Here is a 21,127-nt window from a genome sequence, read left to right as displayed (position 1 = left end):
GGGAGGAAAGGGGCGGCGGGAGGCGCGACGCGCGGGTCAGGCCGGGACGCGTGTGGCCCGCAGGTCCCGGGTCCAGGCCTGGGTCGCGACCTGCACTGCGTCCCACGGCGAGCCGAGGGGCGGCGTGTACGACAGGTCGAGGTCGCTCATCGCCTCCACGGTCATGCCGTGGTGGAGAGCCGTGGCATACGTGTCGACGCGCTTCGAGATCTCCGCGCCCCGCGTCCCCACGAGCTGGGCGCCGAGGAGACGACCGTCGCCGGTGTCGCCCGTGATGCGGATGCTGATGGGCGTCGCGCCCGGGTAGTAGCGCTTGTGGTCGTCCGCGATCGCGGTGCCGCTGTGCGGCTGCAGACCGGCTGCGAGCGCCTCGTGATCGCGGAGTCCGGTGCGGGCCGCGACCACGTCGAACACCTTCACGACCTGCGTGCCGAGGCTCCCCGCGAAGCGCGCATCGCCACCGATCGCGTTCTCCCCGGCGACCCGGCCCTGCTTGTGCGAGGTCGTGCCGAGGGGCAGATAGGTGACGCCGAGCAACCGGTGGTGCGTGACGACGCCGTCGCCCGCCGCCCAGACATTGGGCAGTCCGGTCCGCATGGTTTCGTCGACGACGACCGCCCCTCCCGCGCCGACGCTGGCGCCGGCCTCCGTGAGCAGGCTCGTGTTGGGCCGAACGCCTACCACGACGAGCACGAGTTCGGCGGAGCGCGAGAACGGCTCCCCGTTCTGCGAACCCGACACCGTGAGCGCGCCGTCGACGCGGCCGACGCTCTCGACGCGCGTGTCGGTGACGACGTCGACGCCGTGGCGGTCGAGCTCGTCGTGCACGAGGGCTCCGAGCTCCGGGTCGAGCGTCGAGAGCACCTCGGGGCCGCGCTGCAGCTGCGCCACCCGCAGCCCGCGCACGGTGAGCGCCTCCGCCATCTCGAGTCCGACGTAGCCCGCGCCCACGATGATCGCGGACTCCGGCTGATGCTGGTCGAGGTAGCGCTCGAGCGCGAAGGTGTCGCCCATCGAGTGCAGCAGGTGCACACCGTCGGCCGGACCGAGTTCGTCGAGACCCGCGATGCCCGCGGTCGACGGCGAGGCACCGGTTCCCACCATGAGCTCGTCGTAGGCGATGGCCGACTCGTCACCGGCGGCGTCACGCACGGTCAGTCGCCGACCGCCCACGTCGATGCCGGTCGCGAGCGTGTCGAGCCGCAGCCGCATACCCGTCGCCTCGAGGTCGGCGTGCGTGCGATGCGCGAGCGACTGCCACGGTTGCACCTCACGAGAGAAGAAGTAGGGGATCCCGCAGATGGAGAAGTTCGGGTACGCGTCCGCGACCACGACGGTGACGTCGACGGACGGGTCGAGTTCGCGGGCGCGCAGTGCCGTGGAGATTCCGGCGTCGCTTCCGCCGATCACGAGGAGGTGCATGGGGTGCCTTTCACAGGGTGGCGTTGACGGAGGTCGGGACGACGATGTCTCTCGCACGGCGGGAGGCATCGGGGTAGAGGAGGACCACGACGGCGAGCCCGATCGCGCCGCCGATCATCTGCATGAGGATGAACAGCGGCGCGGATCCGGGCGTGATGCCGGCGAAGGTGTCGCTGAACATGCGACCGATCGTCACCGCGGGGTTCGCGAACGAAGTGGAACTCGTGAACCAGTAGGCGGCGCCGATGTAGGCGCCGACGGCGGCCGCCGTGACCGCGCCGCGGCCCGATCGTGCGAGGGCGACGATGAGGAACACGAGTCCGGCGGTCGCGACGATCTCACCGATCAGTCGCCCTCCGGTGGCGCGCTCGGTCGTCGCGATCTGCGTGGGCACCTCGAACATGACGTTCGCGAGGACCGTGCCCGCGATCGCGCCGGCCACCTGCGCCGCGAGGTACGGGAGCACGTCGCGGAGCGGCAGTCCGGTACCTCGTCGCGCCCCGAGGGCGGCGTCCGCGAGCGTGACGACGGGATTGAAGTGCGCCCCGGACACCGGTCCGAACATGAGGATGAGCACCGCGAGACCGAGGGCCGTCGCCGTGCTGTTCTCGAGGAGCTGCAGGCCGACGTCGTCGGGCGAGAGGGTCGACGCCGCGATCCCCGACCCCACGACGACCGTGAGCAGGAGCGCCGTCCCGAGGAGTTCGGCCCCGAGACGGCGGGCGAGGTGCGGACGGACGGGGGCTGCGGCGTGGGGTGCGTTCATGTCGGATTCATCTTGACCGATCGAGTCAGTTCAGTCAATATTGAGACAATGAACACTGAGCGAACTGATGAGACGGAACGGCGCGCGGCGACGCACGCCGCTCTCGGCGACGCCGCACGACTCCACATCGTCGACCTCCTGACGCTCGGGGACCTCTCCCCCACCGAGATCCGCATCGCGCTCGGGATGCCGGCCAACCTCGTGACCCATCACCTCAACGTGCTCGAGTCGGTGGGGCTCGTCTCCCGCTCCCGCTCCGAGGCGGACAAGCGGCGCAGCTACGTGCACCTCGCGAGCGAGGGCCTCCGAGGCCTCACACCCGGTGCCTCCGCTCGAGCGGATCGCGTGGTCTTCGTCTGCACCGCGAACTCCGCCCGATCGCAGCTGGCCGCCGCCCTCTGGCAGCAGCACTCGAGCATCCCGAGCGCCTCCGGCGGCACGCGCCCGGCCGACCGCATCGACCCAGGGGCCGTCGCCGCTGCCGGCCGCCACGACCTCGCACTCACGGACGAGGCGCCGCACGCCCTCGCCGAGGTGCGCTCCCCCACCGACTTCGTCATCACCGTCTGCGACAACGCCCACGAGGAGTTGGGCGCCACCGGGAACCTCCACTGGTCGATCCCGGACCCGGTTCGACTCGGCACCGCCGCCGCGTTCGACACCACCTACGCCGAGCTGCAGCGACGCATCTCGGATCTGGCACCGCGGCTCGCCGCGTCCTGAAAGTCGCGATCCTCCCACCGAACGAAAGCGAACCATGAGCGACAAGCCCACCGTCCTGTTCATCTGCCAGCACAACGCCGGGCGCTCCCAGCTGGGAGCGGCGCTACTCGAATACCTCGCGGACGACCGCTACACGGCGACCTCCGCGGGGCTGTCGCCCTCCGACGTCGTGAACCCGGCCGTTGCGGCCACCGTTGCCGAACTCGGGAAGGACATCTCGGGTCGGACTCCGCGTGCGGTCACGACGGAGGACCTCGAGGAGGCGGACATCGTCGTGCTCATGAAGCCGGGACTCGCGCTCCCCTCGACTCCCAGGGGCGAGGTGCTCGAGTGGTCGTTCCCGAACCCGGCGGCGTGGGATGCGGACGCCGTGCGCCCTCTCCGCGAGGCCGTCGCCACGAAGATCGAGGAGACACTGCTCGCGCGCTGACCCGTCGAGATGCTAGACGACGGCGGGCGCCCGCCCGATCTCCACGCTCTGCACGGAGGGGACGGCGCAGCACGAGGCGCCGATCCCGGCCCCCGTCGAATCGAAGAGCCCGGCCCCGCCGCACACCCCGGTGTCGGGAAGCTGCAGATCGATCCGCTGGGCCGCCCCGTGGTCCCCGGCGAGTTCTGCGACCACGGAACGCACCTGCTCGTACCCCGTCATGGCGAGGAACGTCGGGGCCCGGCCGTACGACTTCGCCCCCACGAGATAGAAGTCCGACTCGGGGTGCGCGAGGTCCGCGGCCCCCGTGGCCCGCACGGATCCGCACGAGTGCAGGTTCGGGTCCACCTCCGTCGCGAGGCGCACGGGCGCCTGCAGGGTGGCGTCGAGCTCGAGCCGCAGCTCGGAGAGGAACGACAGGTCGGGCCGGAACCCGGTGAGGACGAGGACGCGATCCGCGGGCGGCAGCTCCCGGCCGTCCTCCGCGACGAGCACCGTGGCGTCGCCGGATCGGGCGATCCGCTCGACCCGGAAGCCGGTGACGAGGGTGACGAGCCCCGCGTCCACCATCTCCTTGGCCGTGATGCCGAGCTGGCCGCGCTCGGGCAGCTCGTCCGCGGTCCCGCCCCCGAACGTGGTGGCGGCCGATCCGCGACGCAGCACCCACGTGACGGTCGTGCGCGGGGTACGCCGGGCGATGCGCGCGAGAGCGATGACAGCCGTGAGCGCCGAGTGCCCCGAGCCGACGACGACCGTGTGGGAGCCGGCGAAACCGTCGCGACGGCGGAGGTCGGGGATGCGGTACTCGAGCCGATCGGCCGCGGCGCGCTCGCCGAGCGCCGGGAGCCCGTCGGCCCCCGCGGGGTTGGGGGTGTCCCACGTGCCGGACGCGTCGATCACGGCACGCGCGTCGAGGCGCTCCTCGGCGCCGTCCGGTCCGTCGACGTGCACCGTGAAAGACTGCGCGCCGCGATCGGCGTCGACGAGGCGGTCGCGGCCGCGGCGCGAGACCCCGGCGACGCGCGCGCCGTAGCGGACCCGTTCGCCGAGCGCGTCGGCGAGCGGGGCGAGGTAGGACGAGATCCATTGCGCGCCCGTGGGGTAGCCGGCCGTCGGGCGCTCCCATCCGGTGGGTTCGAGGAGCCGCGCCGCCGCCGCGTCGACGAGCTCGGGCCACCCGGAGAACAGCCGGACGTGTCCCCACTCGGCAACGGCCCCGGCCGGCCCGTCGCCGGCCTCGAGCACGAGCACGGGAACGCCTCGCTCCACGAGGTGCGCGGCGGCGGCGAGCCCCTGCGGGCCCGCGCCGATGACGACGACGGGGAGGGTCGGGGCAGCGGAGTCCGCGCGGGAGATGTCCATTCTTCGACTGTGGTCGTCATATCGACACCTGTCAATACGACGTGCCACACTGGGGCGATGACCTCCGAGCTCGTCCTCGCTCCGACCGCCGCCTGCTGCGCCCCGCCGGTCGACGGCGTGATCGACCGCGACGACGCCGAGCGCGTGGCCCGCGTCTTCAAGGCGCTCGGCGACCCGACGCGAGTACGACTCCTCTCCCTCATCTCTGCGGCCGGCGGGGGCGAGGCGTGCATCTGCGACCTCACCGACCCGGTCGCCCTCTCGCAGCCCACCGTCTCCCACCACATGAAGCAGCTCGTCGAGGCCGGGCTCGTCACGCGCGAGCAGCGCGGCCGCTGGGCCTACTTCCGCGCGGTGCCCCGGGCGCTCGAGCACGCCGTGAGTGCTCTCCGCGCCTGAGCGCAGCGCAGGATCACCTCCCTGCGCTCGATGGCGTCCCTCACCGACCCATCAGCACGACCGGGCGACGCACGCTGTCAAGCGGGCGAAGCGCGGCCCTCCGTGGTGTGCAGTGGAGGTCTGGCGAATGAAAACGAGGAAGGGGACCCATGTCGGCATCTGCTGGATCGACGACGCCCGGGACCACGGACACCGATCCCGCAGCGAGGGCGCGATACGCGTCCCGCACTCTCTGGTCGGGTGTGCTGTTCGGGATCGGTCTGATCGCCTTCATCGACGAGACCGTGTTCCATCAGCTCCTCCACTGGCATCACTTCTACGACCGCTCGACCTCCGACATCGGGCTCGTGTCCGATGGGTTCTTCCACGCGCTCAGCTGGATCGCGACGGTCGGGAGCCTGTTCATGCTCGCGGACCTCCGGCGTCGAGGTGCGTTCTGGCCGGTCCGCTGGTGGGGCGGCGTTCTCGTGGGGGCTGGAGGCTTCCAGCTGTATGACGGTCTCGTCCAACACAAGCTGCTCGGCATCCACCAGATCCGCTACGTGCCCGAACTGCTCGTCTACGACGTGACCTGGAACGTCGTCGCAGGAGTCCTCCTCGTGACGGGTATCGCGCTCACCGTCCGAACGCGGCGCCGCACGATCACGGCGGCGTGAGACGGTGCACGATCACGGCTCCGGAGTCTCCCCTGGCGGCGTCGATGCCGTCCTGATCCTTCCGTTCGCGCTCGCCCTGATCCTCTACCTCCGCGGAATCGCCCTGCTGCGCTGTCGAGGCGTCGAATGGCCCCGGTATCGCGGCGTTCTCTGGTGCGGGGGTGTGCTCGCCGCCGCCGCGGGCTTCGTCGGACCACTCGCCGCCGCCTCCCACACCGGTTTCGTACCGCACATGTGGACCCACCTCCTCGTGGGAATGCTCTCCCCGCTCCTCCTCGTGAGCGCGGCGCCGATCACCCTGGCGCTGCGCTGCCTGCACGTGGATGTGGCGCGCCGACTCTCGCGCCTGCTGTCGAGTCGACCGGCGCGCATCGCGTCGGCGCCTGTCACCGCGTTGACCCTGAACCTCGGAGGGCTGTGGGCACTCCACGTCACCCCGCTGTTCGGTGCGATGCAGCAGAGCCCGCTCGTCCATCTGCTCGTGATGCTCCACTTCCTCGTGGCCGGATACGTCTTCACCGCGTCGATCATCCCGGTGGATCCGTCACCGCACCGCGCCGGCTTCCCGCTCCGCACCGCTGTTCTCCTCGTCGCTCTGGCGGGGCACGGGATCCTCGCGAAGGTCCTCTACGCGAACCCGCCGGTCGGCGTCTCGGGCCCGGAAGCACGGGAGGGTGCGCTCCTCATGTACTACGGAGGCGACGCGATCGACGCGGCGATCATCGTCATCCTCTGCGCGCAGTGGTACCGGCGCGCGGGGCGCAGGCTCGGAGGGCCGGTCACGACTCGGTATCCATCGGCTCCGGACTCTTCCCCGCAGAGGGAGCGAGTGCTGTCATGGTGCCATGACGCGCAGACCACGACCGGCGGCTCGAGCCGTGCTGTCCGGCGTGCTCGCCGCGGTCGTCGTCACCGTGCTGCTCTTCCCGTTCGTCTCGGGTGGCTGGTGCGCCGACGCCGCAGACCCCGGCACGTCCTCGTGCGGCACGTTCCAGCGGTCGGTCGTGGGCATCGACACGTCGATCTGGTTCTGGCTCGGCGGGCTGGCCATCGTCGCGTTCTTCACGGTGCTCGCCGTGAACAGAACGGCGGCGGGCGAACGGGCAACTTCCTCAACGTAGTGACGTGGCACGTCCCATGTCCACTGTTTGACCGACACGAGGGTGCCGCCATACGGTTTCCTCGAGGAGGTCTCGCATCATTCGTGATGTGAGGGCAGGGGGTCGGCGCTCGGGTCGCCGGCTCCCTGCGCTAGGTGTTGTCCCCCGACCCTCGGCCCCGGGCTGTCAGGCGCCGAGCACGAGGGACTGGATCGCGGAGGCGGCCGCGGCTCGCGCCCACTCGTCGAAGCCCGCCCGATCGACGGTGAGCTGAACGGGAGACGCGAGCGGATCGCGGTCGCGGTCGAGCGCCGTGCGCACAGCCGGCCCGGCCGCGTCGAGCAGCGCGACGCCCTCGCCCGAGACGACGATCTCGGTCACCGACGTGAGGTTGGCGACGAGCGCGAGGAGCCGACCGAGTGCGGCACCCGAGGCCACGACGACGTGCGCCGCATCCGCGTCACCGTCGCGCGCGAGAGCGAGCGCCTCCGTATAGCCGACGGCCCGTCCGAGGCGTCGCCCCACCTCGCCGGTGATGCCCCCGATCGTGAGCATCGCGGAGGAGCAGCCCCGGTGCCCGAGTTCGCACGCCGGACCGGCGGGATCGAGCGGGATGTGTCCGGCGAGGCCGACTCCCGAGTCGGGCCGGGACACGACCCGGTCGTCGAGAACGAGCCCGTACCCGACGCCCGCCCCCACCGTGACGAGGGCGAAGTCGCGCAGCCCGCGGCCCGCGCCGAACCAGTGCACGGCCCGCGTGAGAGCGAGCAGGTCGTTCTCGATCACGACGAGCGTGCCGTCGTCCACGTCGAGCAGGTCGCGCAACGCCACACCGCTCCACCCGAGGTACGGAGCGCGGACGACGACACCGTCGGCATCGACGACGCCGCCGAGCCCGACCCCGATCGCGAGGAGCCGCTCGCCTTCGGCGACCTCCCCCACGACCCGCCGCACGAGCGCCACGACGACACTCGGCTCCCGGTCCGTGATCGGCTGTACCGCTTGGCGCAGCACCTTCGCGCGCAGATCGGTCGCGACCACCGTGACGGCGTCTCCCGTGAGCTTGACCCCGACGACGACACCGAGGTCGAGACGGACGTCGAGGGGGCGGACGGGCCGACCGAGCGCGCGGTCGCCGATCTCCGCGCCCTCCACGACGAAGCCCGCGTCGGTGAGCATGCGGGCGAGCCGCGTGAGGCTCGAGGGGGACAACTGCAGCCGACGCCCGAGCGCGCTGCGCGTCACCGGCCCGTTCACGAGGATCTCGCGAGCCAGCTCGCGCGCCGAAGGGATGAGCCCCGTCGTCGGCGATTGCGCCATGCGATCGACCCCCTTCCGCGGCAGCGGCCGCTCCGCCCATGATGCCGCACCGGGGCCGGTCGACCGACGTGTCGACGCAACTTGACGCGACTTTTTTTCTGCCATAGAAATAAGTCATGCATCGACGCGAACCGCTCCACCTCCGGCGCGGCGGGACGAGCCTGGTCATCGACCTCGCCCCCGCCCTCCCGACCATCCTCTGGTGGGGCGAGGACCTCGGTCCCGTCTCCGACGCGGAGCTCTCCGATCTCGTCACGGCGTCCGTGCCACAGCGTGCGTCCGGCGGGCTCGACGACCCCGCGCCCCTCGCCCTCATCCCGCAGAACGCCGACGGGTGGTTCGGCGGGCCGGGCCTGCGCGGCCACCGCGCCGGCGGCCTCGACTTCGCCCCAGCGCTCCGGACCACGGGCCTCGAGGTGGACACGCAGGCGGCGAGCGCCGTCGTCCACGCCGAGGACGAGGGAGCGCACCTCGCGGCCGTCATCCGCATCGCGATCGGCGCGAGTGGGGTCGTCACGAGCACGATCGAGCTCCGGAATGCGGGAGCCGACGAGTACACCCTCGACGAACTCGTCGTGACCCTTCCGGTCCCCCCGTCCGCGCGCGAGATCCTCGACACCACGGGGCGCCACCTCCACGAGCGGTCCCCGCAGCGGCACGCGTTCACGATCGGCACGCACGAGCGCTCGAGCCACCGCGGCCGACCGGGCGCCGACGCGACCCTCCTCCTCGTCGCGGGCGAGCCCGGTTTCGGGTTCGAGCGCGGGCTCGCCCACGCGATGCACGTCGGCTGGAGCGGCAACCACGTCGTGCGCGCCGAGAAGCGCCCGACGGGCGAGACGCTCCTCTCGGGCGGAGAACTGCTGCAGTCCGGCGAGGTCGTCCTCGCCCCGGGCGAGTCGTACGCCACGCCCACCGTCTACGGCTCGTGGGGTGACGGGCTCAACGAACTGTCCGCCCGACTGCACGAGCACGTGCGCGCGCGGCCGAGTCATCCGGCCCGCCCTCGACCCGTCACGCTCAACACGTGGGAGGCCGTGTACTTCGACCAGAGCTACGCGAGCCTCGCGGAGCTCGCCGACGTGGCCGCGGAGATCGGCGCGGAACGCTTCGTCCTCGACGACGGCTGGTTCCACGGCCGCCGCGACGACACGACCTCCCTCGGCGACTGGTTCGTCGACGAGACGATCTGGCCGGACGGGCTCCGGCCGCTCGCGGATCACGTCCGCTCGCTCGGGCTCGAATTCGGGCTGTGGTTCGAGCCGGAGATGACGAACCTCGACAGCGACCTCGCCCGCGAGCACCCCGATTGGCTGCTCGCCGTCGCCGGTCGCACCCCTCTGCCCGGCCGCCAGCAGTACGTGCTCGACATCGCGAACCCCGCGGTCTCCGCCTACCTGCTCGAGCGAATGAGCTCCCTCGTCGAGGAGCTCGACATCGCCTACATCAAGTGGGATCACAACCGCGACGTCGTGGACGGGGCGTCATCCACCACGCGGGGGCCGGGCGTCCACACGGCGACGACCGCGCTCTACGCGCTGCTCGCGGAGCTGCGCCGTCGTCACCCCGGGCTCGAGATCGAGTCGTGCGCCTCGGGCGGCGCGCGCATCGACCTCGGCATCCTCGAGCACACCGACCGCGTGTGGACGAGCGACTGCATCGACCCCATCGAGCGCCTCGACATCCAGCGCTACACCGGCCTGCTCCTCCCACCGGAACTCATGGGCGAGCACGTGAGCGGCCCCACGTCCCACTCCACCGGCCGCACCCTCGGCCTCGACACCCGCGCCATCGGCGCGATCTTCGGGCACTTCGGCGTCGAGTGGGACATCCGCGAGGCGAGCGAAGCCGAGCGCGCCCACCTGGGCGACTGGATCACGGCGCATAAGCAGTGGCGCGACCGGTTCCACACCGCCCGCACGGTCCACGTCGACACGACCGACGCGGCGCTCGACGTGCGCGGCGCGGTCTCGCCCGACGGCTCGTGGGCCCTCTTCGCGCTCACCCAGGTGACGACGGGCGTCGCCCACCCCCCCGGCCGCTTCACGTTCGCCGGCCTCGACCCGGAGCGCCGATACACGGTGCGTGCGCCGTACCCGCTGCCGCGCATCCTCGGCCCGGGCCAGTCGCCGCTCGCGTGGGCAGAAGACGGAGTGACCCTCTCGGGCCGCACCCTGATGACGGTGGGCCTGCAGCGCCCCATCCTCTTCCCCCAGCACGCCGTCCTCATCGAACTCACCACCGCCCCCTAACCTCCGTGAGGTGTCACAATCTGCTGCCTCACCGACCGATCAGGCGACAGAATGCGACACCTCACGGGAGGTGGGGTCGGGTAGCGTCGGGACCATGTCCGATCCGACGCCATCACTGATCCAGCAGCGGATGGCGATCACGCGCGATCGGACCTACGGGATCGTGATGACCGTTCTCGCGCTCCTGATCGCGGCCTCCGGCATCGCCCGGGCCGTCGGCGAGGCGAACGATCCTCTCCTGGCCTGGCTCCTCGCGGGTGTCTCGCTGGCGCTCGCGGCGATCAGCGCCGTCCGCGCCCTCAGAGCGACGCGCCGCCTCCGCGCCTTCGAGGCCGAGCACGGGGCCGAGGCAGGGAAGCAGCGCCCCATCGGCCGCTGACGGTCACGCACTGCAGCCCACTCGGTCGCTGAGCGTGTCGAAGCATCCCCCTTCCGGAGCCGGCGCCGATCGGTGCGCTCGGGGAACGGCGCACGCTCGCTGGAGCGTCTCCGCGGCGGAGACGGTCAGCCGCCGACGACTGCCGTGACCACATCCTCCAGCGTGCGGGACGGGCGGCCGATGAGCGACTCGAGCCTCGGATCTACGATCCCGAAGCGCCGCTGTCGCGCGGCCTGGAAGATCGCGAGCGACATGTGGGCGCCCACCTCGGGCACGCCGTCCGCGAGCAGCGCCGCGCGGTAGTCCTCGTCACCGACACGGCGGAGCGGGATCGGACGGCCTGCGATCGTCGAAGCGATCGCGGCGAGTCCGTCAGCGTCCACGGCAGCTCTCGCCGTGAGGTTCACGACGGTGTCGTCGATCGCGGGATCGAGCAGGAGCGCGGCGATCGCGGGTGCGAGGTCGTCATGCGTCGTCCACGACACCGGACCGTCCGCCGGCAGTCGCAACTCACCCTGCGCGACGGCGTCCTGGACGAGGCGGACCGGGGTATCCGCATAGAAGCCGTTGCGCACCGCGGTGAACGGAACACCGCTCTCGCGGAGCATCACCTCGGTCGCGGCGTGCGTCACGGCCGGAGGAAAGGGGGAGAGGGCGTCGGCGCCGACGTGGCTCGTGTAGAACAGCCGGTCGACCCCGGCGTCACGGGCCGCGTCGATCGCGATCCGGTGCGCCGTGGTGGCCGCCTCGCCGATCCGCGGGGCCGACACGAGCAGAACGCGGTCGGCGCCGTCGAAGGCGTGGGCGAGCGAGGCCGGATCGTCGTAGTCGCCGCGGCGGACGCGGATACCGCGATCGGCGGCCTCCTGCAGCGCTCCGGGCGAGGTGGTGCTGATTCCGAGTTCGTCCGCGGGGATGCGGGCGAGCAGCTCCCGAAGGACCGCCCCGCCCAATCGTCCGGTGGCTCCTGTGATGACGATCATGTCCCGACCCTCTCTTGTTATCGGCGCTAACGCGCATCTGTTAGCGGCGTAATAGCGACGCTACCACCGATTGGGTAGCATGTGAACATGGTTTCCGACGAGCGAGAATCGACCCGCGAACGTATCCTGTCCGCGGTGCTCGAGCTTCTCGACGAGGGTGGCACGGACGCCGTCACGACACGCGCCGTCGTGGCCCGGGCCGGCGCACAGGCCCCGGCCATCTATCGGCTCTTCGGCGACATGCGCGGGCTCCTCGCGGCGGCTGCTGAACGCGGCTTCGCCGACTGGGTGGAGCGGAAGGGCACTCGCGCGCCGGTCGCCGATCCGGTCGACGACCTCCGGGAGGGCTGGAACGACGCGGTCCAGTTCGGACTGCACCACCCGGCCCTGTATCGGATCGTGAACGCGGATCCGACACCGTCGCCGTCGCTCACCGAAGGACAGGACCTGTTGCGCGCGAAGATCGACCGCGCCGCACGCGCCGGCCGCCTGCGCGTGAGTCAGGAGCATGCCGTCGGAGTGCTCCGCGCGACCGCGCTCGGAGTCACCCTCACGCTGCTCGATACGCCGGATGAGGAACGCGACCCGGACATCGCGCCCATCGCCCGCGAAGCCGCGATCGCGGCGATCACGGCGTCGGACGTCCCCGCCGCGCCCATGACGGCCGCAACAGCCGCGGTCACACTCTCCGCACACCTCGACGACTCAGGCACTCTCTCCCCGGCGGAACGCCTCCTCCTGGGCGAGTGGCTCGACCGCCTGGCACAATCTCGCACTCATTGAGCCCACCCGAACCCCCTCCCGCATTCGATCGCGGCCGGCCTGTTGACAGTTTGATATCTAACAGTTAGGTTTCTAACCATGAAGGAACCGGAATTCACCAGCAGTCTCGAGCTCGTCCGCTGGATCGGATGGGCCCAGAAAAAGTCCGGTGAGGACTGGATCCGCGCCCGAGAGCTCAGCCATGAACAGGCCTTCGTCCTCGGATATCTCGTCGACAATCCCGGTTCCATCCAACGAGACATCGCCGCGGTCAGTCGCACGAGCGCCGCGAGCGTCTCGAGCCTCCTCCAGGGTCTCGAACGCCGCGACCTCGTCGAGCGCCGCACCGAGGACGGAGACGAACGCCGCAAACGCGTGTACGCGACCCCCGCGGGGGCCGAACTCATCTCCGGCTTCGAGGACGCCATGGCCGCGACCGACGACGCCATACTCGCCCCCCTCGACGGCGACGAGCGCGCAACGCTCCTCGCCCTCTTGAAGAAGATCACGGCCGAACTCCCCCAGCCCCGCCGCTGAGCCCGGCACGTCATAACCCGGCTCCCCGCTGATCGGGCCACGGCGAGCACTCGCCGTGCCACTCACGGTCTCGCCGCGCCCGAGCACCGGGACACCCGCGGCGATCCTCGGCGCGCCCTCGCGCGCCTCCGCGCGCCGACAGTCGCCGGCGCGCGCCAGCCTGCCCGGAAAGGAGCAGCCATGAGCACCGAACCCCGCAACACCACGCCCACGATCCCCGCCGTCCGTCCCGACCGGGACAACCGCTGGTACCTGTCGTCGGCGCCGATCCTCAGCGCCCTCGTCCACCTGTGCATCCCGATGGTCGCCGCGATGATCGTGGGCGCCGTCTACAACGTCATCAACGCCGGCTTCATCGGGTCCCTCCACGACACAGCCCTCCTCGCCGCGGTGACGCTCGGTGCCCCCGTGCTCGGGCTCGTCATGGGCGTCGGCGGGGTGTTCGGTACGGGAGGTGGCGCACTCGTCTCGCGACTGCTCGGGGCATCCGAGAACGATCCGCGCGCCGCCGACGACATCAAGCACGTCGGGGCCTTCTCGGTGTGGGGTGCCGCCATCGTGGGGCTCGTCCTGGGTGTGATCGGGCTCGCGCTGCTCGATCCGCTCGTCGCACTGCTCGGCGCCGATGCGGACGCCGCCGACGCGACACGCGCCTTCGTCGGCGTCCTGCTCGCGTTCGTCCCCGTGCTCGCCGCCGCATTCTGCCTCGAGCAGCTCGTACGGGCCGAAGGCGCTGCACGGCAAGTGCTCGTCGCGATCATCGCATCGACGGTCGCCAACGTCGTGTTCGACGTCCTCTTCGTCCTGGTACTCGGCTGGGGCGTCGCCGGAGCCGCCCTCGCTGTCGGCCTCGCCAACGTCGTGGTCGTAACGTACTTCGCCGTGTGGCTCGCACGCCACAGCGAGAATCTGAGAGTCTCCCCGCGATGGTTCACCCTCGCGCCGCGCATCCTGCGCCCCGTGCTCGGCGTGGGCGCGAGCGAGCTGATGCAGTCCGGCTTCCTCATCGTGACGGCGCTCGTGCTGAACAACCTCGCCGTCGTATACGGGGACGGCGCTATCGCTGCCATGGGTGTCGCCGTGCGCATCGCGCAGGTGCCGGAGTTCCTACTCATGGGCATCACGCTCGGCGTACTACCCCTGCTCGCCTACGCGTACGGCAAGGGAGATCGGTCGCGGCTCAGCGGCGCCTTCCGCACCTCGGCGATCGTCGTGGGAGGCATCGGCGTACTCGCGTCGGTCCTCCTCATCAGCTTCGGTGAACACGTGGTCTCGGTCTTCTCGAGTGATACCGGGGTGCGTGCGACCGGGGTGACGGTCCTCACGGCCCAGCTCGTCGCGATGGTCGCGCACGGCTTCGTCGGTCTCCTCATCTCGTTCTTCCAGGCAACGGGGCGGGCCGTTCCCGCCGCCGTCATGTCGGTGACGCAGGGTGTTCTCTTCATACCCGTGGTGATCCTCGGCAACCTGTGGTTCGGGCTCGCCGGCATCATCTGGGCCCTCACCCTCACGGAGGTCGTCATGCTCCTCGTCGGCGTCGGCCTGTGGCTCGCCCTCCGCCGCGTGATCGACCGCGGTCTCGATGCTGGAAGCCAGGACAGCACGGAGGAGGCACTCACCGCCGCGTGAGCGCTCGACCGGCCGATCGCCCCATGCACCTCCGCCGATGACCCGACGAACGTCCGTGAGGTGTCACAATCTGTTGCCTCACCGACCGATCAGGCGACAGAATGCGACACCTCACGGGAGGTGGGGGTGCGGTCAGGCGGAAGCGGGCGAGTCCGGCTCGTTCACGTCGGACGGGGCGTCCGGATCGGCGGCCGGGGTCTTCGTGACGAGGAGCTCCGAGATGCGGCGGCGATCCATCGCCGTGACCTGGATCGTCGCGCCCTCGAGCTCGACGGTGTCGCCCACGGTCGCGAGGCGGCCGAGGCGTTCGAGGACGAAGCCCGCGACCGTGTCCCACGTGCCGCGAGGGACGTCGAGGCCCGTGGCCTCCTCGAAGTCCTGGAGGTTGAGTCGGCCGTCCACGAGACCGCCGTCCTCGGCGAGCGCGCTCGGAGCGAGGTCCGTGTCGTACTCGTCGAAGATCTCACCGACGACCTCCTCCACGAGGTCCTCGAGCGTGACGATGCCGTCGGTTCCGCCGTACTCGTCCACGACGACCGCGATCTGCTGGTTCTTGGCGCGCATCCCCGTGAGCGTCGGGAGCACGCGCGCACTCGCCGGCAGGTACGGGATGTCGCGGGACACCGTGTTGAGCGGACGGGAGGCGTCCACCGACGCGGCGTCGAAGAGGTCGCGGACGTGCACGAAACCGGTGATGTCGTCGATCGACTGGTCGACCACGGGGTAGCGGGAGAACGGCTGGTCCTGGACGCGCTCCACGGCCTCGGCGATCGTGCCGGCGCCGTCGAGGGCCACGACCTCGGGACGCGGCCGCATGACTTCGCTGATCTGGCGGTCACGCAGGGAGAGCACGTCGTCGAGGATGCGGCGCTCGTCCTCGGGCAGCCCCTCGTGGCTCGTGACGATGTCGCGCAGCTCCTCGTCGGAGAGCTCGTCGCTCGACTTGTTCGGGTCTCCGCCGAGCAGCCGGACGACCGCGTTCGTGGAGATCGAGAGCAGCCAGATCACGGGCCGCATGAGCGTGGCGAAGCGGCTGAGCACGGGCGCGACGGCGTAGGCGAACTGTGCATTGCGCTGGATCGCGAGGCGCTTCGGGGCGAGCTCCCCGAGCACGAGCGAGAGGTAAGCGATCGCCAGGGTGAGCACGAGCGTCGCGACGGTCGACGCGGCCTGCTCGCTGAGACCCAACGCGATGAACAACGGTGAGACGAACGGCGCGATCGACGAGGCACCGAACGCGGCGGACGCGAATCCGGCCACGGTGACGCCGATCTGCACCGCTGAGAGGAACGTATTGGGGTTCCGGGCGAGGCCTGCGACCTTCTCGCCGCGCTTCCCGCGCTGAGCCAGGCCGTTCACCTGACTCTCGCGGAGCGTGACGAGCGCCATCTCGGTGGCGGCGAAGACCCCGCCGATCAGGACGAAGAGGACCACCAGGCCGATGTTCAGAAGGAGGTCGCCGTTCATCGGCCGACCTCCTGCGGGCAGTGGAGCGCGCCCGGGGTCACCCGGGCGCGGGAATTATGGCAGTCGGACGAGGGGTCGACGGTGCGTGTCATCCCCTCAGGATAGGGACTCCCGCTCGGAAAACGCCTGGCTTGCCCTCAGCGACTCCACGCAGATCGCCCCGCCGTCGGGGCGCTGGGAGATCGACCCGCTCGACATCGCGCATCGGGGGCCGCTAGCGTTACTCGCGACGAAATGGGGACATCGTGAAGCGCTATACAGCGACCGTCGGGACGAAGTCCTACACCATGGCACAGGGACACCCGGTCGAGGAGTTGCGAGAGGCGATGGTCGCGGCCATCCACGCAGGGGGTGCGTTCGTCGACTTCATCGTGTTCGGCAACCGCCGGATCTGGGTCCTCGTCTCTCCGGGACTGCCCGTGATCTTAGAGGAATCCGAGGTCGAAGAGGACGAGCGCGACACCGGCGACGTCTCCGAGCCCTTCGGCCTCGACGGCTACGACCTGTAGGTCGCTCCCTGTGCATCCGTCCGGGTCTGTGGACTTCATGACAGGACGCTGACAGTCTGAGCCCGGCCGGGCGGCCGGCTTCCTGCCACGTGCATTCGTCCGGTCACGAATCGGAGACGAGTCCGCATGGGAAAACTGGTCTACGCCGACGCGGAGCTCGACATCACGATCGAGGACCGCACTCTCGCCCACCTGCAGATCGTGATCGGGAACAAGCTCCGGCGTCACGAGAGCTTCTTTTTCTCCTGGACCGACGATCCCACCGTGGGGAACGGGCGGTCGAGCGTGTGGATGGACGCGTCCATTCCCCTCTACTTCGCTTACGACCACCGCCGCCTGCCGGCCATCAACCGCGAGTGGCTCATCATCCTCACGACCTCCGCCAACAGCGGTTCCGGCCTCGTCTTCACCGCGGAACCGAACTCGACGACCGGGAAGACCGCGCCGCCGCGCAGCCACATCTGACATCGAGTCCGAGTGCTCCTCTGGCGGGCAGTCGGTCATCCTGCCCACCGAGACCGGTGATCTTCCCGGTCGTCGCGTCGGTCGGGTCGACGGCATCCGTGCGCACTCGCGTGCTGTGACGCGTTCTGGGGTGAATCCGCGCGAAACGCGGTGACGAATATGTGCGTGATCCGTGACGAATCCTGCTCACGGTTCGTCTCTGTAGTGACACGGAAAGCGGCGGGGCCCTGGGGGCCCGCCTCGTGCCACGACAGGCCCCCTTTCCCACCAAGGACGACCATGCAGCACTATTTCCTCGCACCCGAACCCGAAACGGACCGAGAACCCGACACCGACCCGACGACCGGCGCCACCGCCTCGTCGATCACGAGCGAGGCACCGCTCGCACGGTCCACCGTCGTCGGTGAGGACGTGGACGAAGCCCGTCAGACCTACCAGGACGCGTACGACGGCCAGCGCTTCGCCGTGCACCGCGGGACCGAACCGTTCTCGTTCCGCTACGCCTCCGTCGGCGACGACCGTGTCTCCCTCCGGACCTCCACTCTCACGGGACACCTCAGCGGAGAGGTCCCCCACCTGCGCGACTACGTCGTCTCGTGGTTCCGATCCGGAGGCGGTGAGCTCACCCGCCGCAACCACCCGACGTCCCTGAAGGCCACGACGCCGTTCCTCCTTCCCTCCGAGCAGAGGTTCGCCTTCTCCTTCGGGCCGCACCACCAGAACCTCGTCCACTTCGCCCCGGCGTTCCTCGAGGACATCGCGACGGAGTTCCACGCCGGGCCCGCACAGGCCGTGTCGTTCGACCATGACGCGATGCCGAGCGACGACGGGATCGCGCAATGGCGGGTCGCCGTATCGGCGGCCACCGAGGATCTCGTGAGCCCCGTCGCGTCGCCGATCCTGCGGCTCGCCGCGCAGCGGTCCCTCGCCCGCTCGTTCCTGCAGCTGTTCCCGTGGTTCGGGATCGACGTGCCTCCCGTTCTCCGGGAACCGTCCCTCGCCCGGACACGTCTCGCGCTCGAATACCTCCACCACCACGCTCACGAACCCGTCACCCCGGCCGACGCAGCGCGAGCCGCCGGGCTGCACACGCGGACCCTGCAACATCACCTCAACCGGCACCTCGACACGTCGCCGACGGCGTACCTGCGAGACATCCGACTCGACCGGACGCACACGGCCCTCGCCGGCCTCTCGACCGACGAGACGACCGTCGCGGCGGTCGCCCAGCAGTGGGGCTTCGGCCACCTCGGCCGGTTCTCGGCCGCCTACCGCTCCCGCTTCGGCGAGCACCCGCGAGACACTCTGCGTCGTTGACGCAACCACCTCGAATATCCGAAATCTGCGCATCGGGAACAGCAACATGTGAGTTCGCTGAGTGAACGTGAGGTTCATGCCTATGAATGCGTCTTACTGATGTCGCCCGGCACACAGCAGGGCTACCGCAGCCGGGCACCCGACCTGCGCCACCCGAGAAACACCCAGAAGGAGAAACACCATGTCGAACGTCACCGACACCACGACCTACGCCGCGACGACCGCCACCGGCAAGAACACGATCGCCGACGGCGTCGTTCAGAAGGTCGCCGGCATCGCCGCCCGTGAGGTCCCCGGCGTGCACGACCTCGGCGGCGGAGCGGCCCGTGCCATCGGCGCCATCCGCAACGCCATCAACGCGCAGGACCGCGGCCAGGGCGTCTCGGTCGAGGTGGGTGAGAAGCAGGTCGCCGCCGACATCACGATCGTCGCCGAGTACCCCGTCGACCTCCAGCGCGTCGCCGACGACGTGCGTCGCAGCGTCACGGACGCGATCGCGAACGTCGTCGGCATGGACGTCACCGAGGTGAACGTCACCGTCTCCGACGTCTTCATCCCGTCCGACGACAACGACGACGCCGACGAGAGCCGCGTCCAGTGAGCGCCACCGACCGGGGCATGCTGATCGGGGCCGTGCTGGCGCTCGCGGCCGTCGCGTTCGGGTTCTGGAGCATGGTCCTCGTCGCCCTGTTCGTCCTCGTCGGCTACGGCGTCGGACGCGTGCTCGAAGGCAAGCTCGACCTGCGCAGCGTCGCCGACGCCCTCCGCGGGCGGCGGTCGTCGTGACCGCGGCGGTGACGGCCCAGCAGGCCGTGCGTGGTCGCAACACGATCAGCTCCCGGGCCGTGCGTCGCGTCGTGTCGGCCGTCACCGCGGAGGAGCTCGGCGTGCGGGCGTCGGAGGTGTCCGTCGACCTCTCCGACGCCCGCGGCGACCTCACGGTCATCGCGAGCGCACCGATCCACGTCTCCCCCCTCGGGGTCGACGCCCGGCGCCACGGCACGGTCCTCGAACGCCTCTCACGCGCACAGTCCACCATTCGCGAACGGTGCCTGCACCTCACCGGATCCACCATCACCCGCGTCGACCTGCACATCACCGGCGCACAGCTCGATGAACGAAGGAGAGTGTCATGAGCAACCCGGCGCTCTACCGCCGCGTGGTTCGTCGCGAGACGCACTCGCCGCGCTCCGGCCTCGCGATCACCATCGCCATCGTGCTCGTTGTGGTTCTGGCCTGGCTCGGAACCGAGTCGGTCCTCGCCGCGATCGGTCAGCCGGCGCTCCTCGTCGCCCCGCAGGACGCGGTCACCGCCGTCCTCAGCGCGGCGGCAGCACCGGCCCCGCTCCTCGTCGCCCTCGGCGCCGTGGTCGCGGTCGTCGGCCTGGTCCTGATCGTGATGTCCCTCGCCCCGGCCCGCCGGGGGCGCCGGGGCGCGACGATCGATCGCACCGCCGCCATTGTGGACGACCGCGTGATCGCACAGTCGCTCGCGAACACCGCGTCGTACGCCGGCGACGTCGACCCGTCGCAGGTCACCGTCAGCGTGGGCGCCCGTCGTGCCCGCGTGGAGATCACGCGGACGAGCGGTCGCACGCTGAACACCCGGGAGATCCAGGAGGCGGTCGACGCGGAACTCGCCACCTACGACTACCGACCGGCGCTGCGCGCAACGGTGCGGCTGTCCGAGAAGGGAACCGTGGGCTGATGAACTCCACCAACCGATTCCTCAACCGTCTGTTCGTCTTCGTCGCAGGACTCGTCGTCCTGGCGGCCGGAGCCGCCGTGTCCGTCGGGGCGTTGCTGCCCGACGCGCAGTCGACGATCAGCGACGGAGCAGAGAGCGCCGTCGGTCCCGCGACCGACGCGCTCGACGCGCAGCCATGGATCCTCTGGGTGGCGGCCGTCGCGGCCGTGCTGCTCATCGTGAGCCTGCTGTGGTTCGTCTTCCGCCAGGGGCGCGGCCACACCGGCACGCTGCTGCGGATCGACGAGGCCTCCTCGCGGAAGGCTCCGAGCGGCGGCGGCGTCACGCTCGACGTGAAGGTCGCGGCGCAGGTCCTCGAAGAGGCCATCACCCGTAACCCGGACGTCGTGTCCGTGGACGTCGCGGGCTTCCGCGTCAAGAACGAGAACACGCTGCGTCTCACCGCGCACGCTCGCCGCGGGGCCTCCCCCGTGGAACTGCGTCGCTCGATCGATGCGGCCGTGGCCGAGTGGGACGCCGTGCTGGGCACGTCGACCCCGATCGTCATCCAGATCGTCAGCGGACTCCGCACGAAGTTCGCCGGCACCAACAGGGTCGCCTGACCCACCCCACCCATCCCATCCCGTGGCTCCTACGCCACGGTCACAACGAAAGGACACCCATCATGAGTGCTGCAGACAAGATCAAGGCCGCCGCCGAGAACGTCACCGGCAAGGCCAAGGAGGCCATCGGCAACGCGACGGACAACGACAAGCTCGTCGCCGAAGGCAAGGCCGACCAGACCAAGGGACAGGCCCGCGGCACGGTCGAGGACGTCAAGGACGTCTTCAAGAAGTAACCACGCACGACCCGGTATGCGGCCCCGCTCCTCTCGGAGCGCGGGCCGCATCCATCCCATCGACTGAACGACCGATGCATCGCCGCGGCGGTGCGAGGAGGAC

At 70.4% G+C, this 21,127-nt stretch carries 25 protein-coding genes and 1 pseudogene; 20 read left to right on the top strand and 6 right to left on the bottom strand.

The window, feature by feature from the left end:
- Nucleotides 1-36 precede the first annotated feature (36 nt).
- The gene (locus ELQ94_RS00620; RefSeq protein ID WP_127046156.1) at nucleotides 37-1,422 is read right to left on the bottom strand and encodes an FAD-dependent oxidoreductase; all 1,386 of its coding nucleotides are present in this window, start codon (nucleotides 1,420-1,422) and stop codon (nucleotides 37-39) included.
- A 10-nt stretch (nucleotides 1,423-1,432) separates the two neighbouring features.
- On the bottom strand, nucleotides 1,433-2,188 hold the full coding sequence (locus ELQ94_RS00615; RefSeq protein WP_127046154.1) for an aquaporin: 756 nt from the start codon (nucleotides 2,186-2,188) through the stop codon (nucleotides 1,433-1,435).
- Between the two features lie 48 nt (nucleotides 2,189-2,236).
- Here ELQ94_RS00615 and ELQ94_RS00610 point away from each other — a divergent pair, with 48 nt between their 5' ends.
- Together ELQ94_RS00610 and ELQ94_RS00605 are read left to right on the top strand one after the other, a co-directional pair.
- A complete protein-coding gene (locus tag ELQ94_RS00610; protein ID WP_127046152.1) occupies nucleotides 2,237-2,911 on the top strand; it encodes an arsenate reductase/protein-tyrosine-phosphatase family protein in 675 nt (224 codons plus the stop codon).
- A 34-nt stretch (nucleotides 2,912-2,945) separates the two neighbouring features.
- Nucleotides 2,946-3,341 carry an arsenate-mycothiol transferase ArsC gene (locus ELQ94_RS00605; protein ID WP_127046150.1) on the top strand — a complete coding sequence of 132 codons (396 nt, stop codon included), beginning with the start codon at nucleotides 2,946-2,948 and terminating at the stop codon, nucleotides 3,339-3,341.
- Nucleotides 3,342-3,353: 12 nt separating this feature from the next.
- On the opposite strand, the gene ELQ94_RS00600 is transcribed toward ELQ94_RS00605, so the two are convergent.
- Nucleotides 3,354-4,703: an FAD-dependent oxidoreductase gene (locus ELQ94_RS00600; RefSeq protein ID WP_127046148.1), complete on the bottom strand. Its 1,350-nt coding sequence runs from the start codon at nucleotides 4,701-4,703 to the stop codon at nucleotides 3,354-3,356.
- 57 nt (nucleotides 4,704-4,760) lie between these two features.
- On the opposite strand from ELQ94_RS00600, the gene ELQ94_RS00595 reads away from it, so the two are divergent.
- The 4 genes and pseudogenes from ELQ94_RS00595 (at nucleotide 4,761) to ELQ94_RS17470 (ending at nucleotide 6,879) form a co-directional block, all read left to right on the top strand.
- On the top strand, nucleotides 4,761-5,102 hold the full coding sequence (locus ELQ94_RS00595; protein ID WP_127046146.1) for an ArsR/SmtB family transcription factor: 342 nt from the start codon (nucleotides 4,761-4,763) through the stop codon (nucleotides 5,100-5,102).
- A 149-nt stretch (nucleotides 5,103-5,251) separates the two neighbouring features.
- Nucleotides 5,252-5,758, top strand: a complete 507-nt coding sequence (locus tag ELQ94_RS00590) for a DUF2243 domain-containing protein (RefSeq protein ID WP_127046144.1) — start codon at nucleotides 5,252-5,254, stop codon at nucleotides 5,756-5,758.
- A 4-nt stretch (nucleotides 5,759-5,762) separates the two neighbouring features.
- Nucleotides 5,763-6,449 (top strand): annotated as a pseudogene (locus tag ELQ94_RS17475) (cytochrome c oxidase assembly protein); the annotation flags it as partial.
- 154 nt (nucleotides 6,450-6,603) lie between these two features.
- On the top strand, nucleotides 6,604-6,879 hold the full coding sequence (locus ELQ94_RS17470; protein ID WP_243696848.1) for a hypothetical protein: 276 nt from the start codon (nucleotides 6,604-6,606) through the stop codon (nucleotides 6,877-6,879).
- A gap of 165 nt (nucleotides 6,880-7,044) precedes the next feature.
- On the opposite strand, the gene ELQ94_RS00580 is transcribed toward ELQ94_RS17470, so the two are convergent.
- The gene (locus ELQ94_RS00580) at nucleotides 7,045-8,178 is read right to left on the bottom strand and encodes an ROK family transcriptional regulator (protein ID WP_127046140.1); all 1,134 of its coding nucleotides are present in this window, start codon (nucleotides 8,176-8,178) and stop codon (nucleotides 7,045-7,047) included.
- A 116-nt stretch (nucleotides 8,179-8,294) separates the two neighbouring features.
- Here ELQ94_RS00580 and ELQ94_RS00575 point away from each other — a divergent pair, with 116 nt between their 5' ends.
- Together ELQ94_RS00575 and ELQ94_RS00570 are read left to right on the top strand one after the other, a co-directional pair.
- Nucleotides 8,295-10,430, top strand: coding sequence for an alpha-galactosidase (locus ELQ94_RS00575; protein ID WP_127046138.1), 2,136 nt, complete (start codon nucleotides 8,295-8,297; stop codon nucleotides 10,428-10,430).
- Between the two features lie 94 nt (nucleotides 10,431-10,524).
- A complete protein-coding gene (locus ELQ94_RS00570; RefSeq protein WP_127046136.1) occupies nucleotides 10,525-10,809 on the top strand; it encodes a hypothetical protein in 285 nt (94 codons plus the stop codon).
- 125 nt (nucleotides 10,810-10,934) lie between these two features.
- Here the strand turns inward: ELQ94_RS00570 and ELQ94_RS00565 are convergent, their stop codons facing one another.
- Nucleotides 10,935-11,792: an NAD(P)H-binding protein gene (locus tag ELQ94_RS00565; RefSeq protein ID WP_127046134.1), complete on the bottom strand. Its 858-nt coding sequence runs from the start codon at nucleotides 11,790-11,792 to the stop codon at nucleotides 10,935-10,937.
- Nucleotides 11,793-11,879: 87 nt separating this feature from the next.
- Between ELQ94_RS00565 and ELQ94_RS00560 the strand changes: the two genes are divergently transcribed.
- The 3 genes from ELQ94_RS00560 to ELQ94_RS00550 all read left to right on the top strand — a co-directional run bounded on the left by ELQ94_RS00560 (nucleotide 11,880) and on the right by ELQ94_RS00550 (nucleotide 14,720).
- Nucleotides 11,880-12,575, top strand: a complete 696-nt coding sequence (locus tag ELQ94_RS00560; RefSeq protein ID WP_127046132.1) for a TetR/AcrR family transcriptional regulator — start codon at nucleotides 11,880-11,882, stop codon at nucleotides 12,573-12,575.
- Between the two features lie 78 nt (nucleotides 12,576-12,653).
- Nucleotides 12,654-13,091 carry a MarR family winged helix-turn-helix transcriptional regulator gene (locus tag ELQ94_RS00555; protein ID WP_127046130.1) on the top strand — a complete coding sequence of 146 codons (438 nt, stop codon included), beginning with the start codon at nucleotides 12,654-12,656 and terminating at the stop codon, nucleotides 13,089-13,091.
- Between the two features lie 180 nt (nucleotides 13,092-13,271).
- Nucleotides 13,272-14,720: an MATE family efflux transporter gene (locus ELQ94_RS00550; protein ID WP_127046128.1), complete on the top strand. Its 1,449-nt coding sequence runs from the start codon at nucleotides 13,272-13,274 to the stop codon at nucleotides 14,718-14,720.
- A gap of 132 nt (nucleotides 14,721-14,852) precedes the next feature.
- Here ELQ94_RS00550 and ELQ94_RS00545 read toward each other — a convergent pair whose 3' ends face one another.
- Nucleotides 14,853-16,187, bottom strand: a complete 1,335-nt coding sequence (locus tag ELQ94_RS00545; protein ID WP_127046126.1) for a hemolysin family protein — start codon at nucleotides 16,185-16,187, stop codon at nucleotides 14,853-14,855.
- A 245-nt stretch (nucleotides 16,188-16,432) separates the two neighbouring features.
- On the opposite strand from ELQ94_RS00545, the gene ELQ94_RS00540 reads away from it, so the two are divergent.
- The 9 genes from ELQ94_RS00540 to ELQ94_RS00500 all read left to right on the top strand — a co-directional run bounded on the left by ELQ94_RS00540 (nucleotide 16,433) and on the right by ELQ94_RS00500 (nucleotide 21,024).
- Nucleotides 16,433-16,696, top strand: a complete 264-nt coding sequence (locus ELQ94_RS00540; protein WP_127046124.1) for a hypothetical protein — start codon at nucleotides 16,433-16,435, stop codon at nucleotides 16,694-16,696.
- A 126-nt stretch (nucleotides 16,697-16,822) separates the two neighbouring features.
- Nucleotides 16,823-17,161 carry a DUF7882 family protein gene (locus tag ELQ94_RS00535; protein ID WP_127046122.1) on the top strand — a complete coding sequence of 113 codons (339 nt, stop codon included), beginning with the start codon at nucleotides 16,823-16,825 and terminating at the stop codon, nucleotides 17,159-17,161.
- A gap of 279 nt (nucleotides 17,162-17,440) precedes the next feature.
- Nucleotides 17,441-18,478, top strand: a complete 1,038-nt coding sequence (locus tag ELQ94_RS00530) for an AraC family transcriptional regulator (RefSeq protein ID WP_166404610.1) — start codon at nucleotides 17,441-17,443, stop codon at nucleotides 18,476-18,478.
- A gap of 181 nt (nucleotides 18,479-18,659) precedes the next feature.
- Nucleotides 18,660-19,079: an Asp23/Gls24 family envelope stress response protein gene (locus ELQ94_RS00525; protein ID WP_127046118.1), complete on the top strand. Its 420-nt coding sequence runs from the start codon at nucleotides 18,660-18,662 to the stop codon at nucleotides 19,077-19,079.
- Entirely contained in the window at nucleotides 19,076-19,264 is a 189-nt protein-coding gene (locus tag ELQ94_RS00520; protein ID WP_127046116.1) for a DUF2273 domain-containing protein, read from the top strand. Before ELQ94_RS00525 ends, ELQ94_RS00520 begins: the two co-directional genes overlap by 4 nt.
- A complete protein-coding gene (locus ELQ94_RS00515; protein WP_127046114.1) occupies nucleotides 19,261-19,614 on the top strand; it encodes a hypothetical protein in 354 nt (117 codons plus the stop codon). The genes ELQ94_RS00520 and ELQ94_RS00515 overlap by 4 nt, the downstream gene beginning before the upstream one ends.
- A complete protein-coding gene (locus ELQ94_RS00510; protein WP_127046112.1) occupies nucleotides 19,611-20,186 on the top strand; it encodes a hypothetical protein in 576 nt (191 codons plus the stop codon). Before ELQ94_RS00515 ends, ELQ94_RS00510 begins: the two co-directional genes overlap by 4 nt.
- Entirely contained in the window at nucleotides 20,186-20,788 is a 603-nt protein-coding gene (locus tag ELQ94_RS00505; protein WP_127046110.1) for a hypothetical protein, read from the top strand. Before ELQ94_RS00510 ends, ELQ94_RS00505 begins: the two co-directional genes overlap by 1 nt.
- A gap of 62 nt (nucleotides 20,789-20,850) precedes the next feature.
- Nucleotides 20,851-21,024, top strand: a complete 174-nt coding sequence (locus tag ELQ94_RS00500) for a CsbD family protein (RefSeq protein WP_127046108.1) — start codon at nucleotides 20,851-20,853, stop codon at nucleotides 21,022-21,024.
- Nucleotides 21,025-21,127 lie beyond the last annotated feature (103 nt).

This window comes from Labedella endophytica (assembly GCF_003990045.1).
Classification (GTDB): Bacteria; Actinomycetota; Actinomycetes; order Actinomycetales; family Microbacteriaceae; genus Labedella; species Labedella endophytica.
The sequence above is the reverse complement of the archived record's forward strand: the minus strand, read 5'-3'. Positions and strand labels throughout refer to the sequence as shown.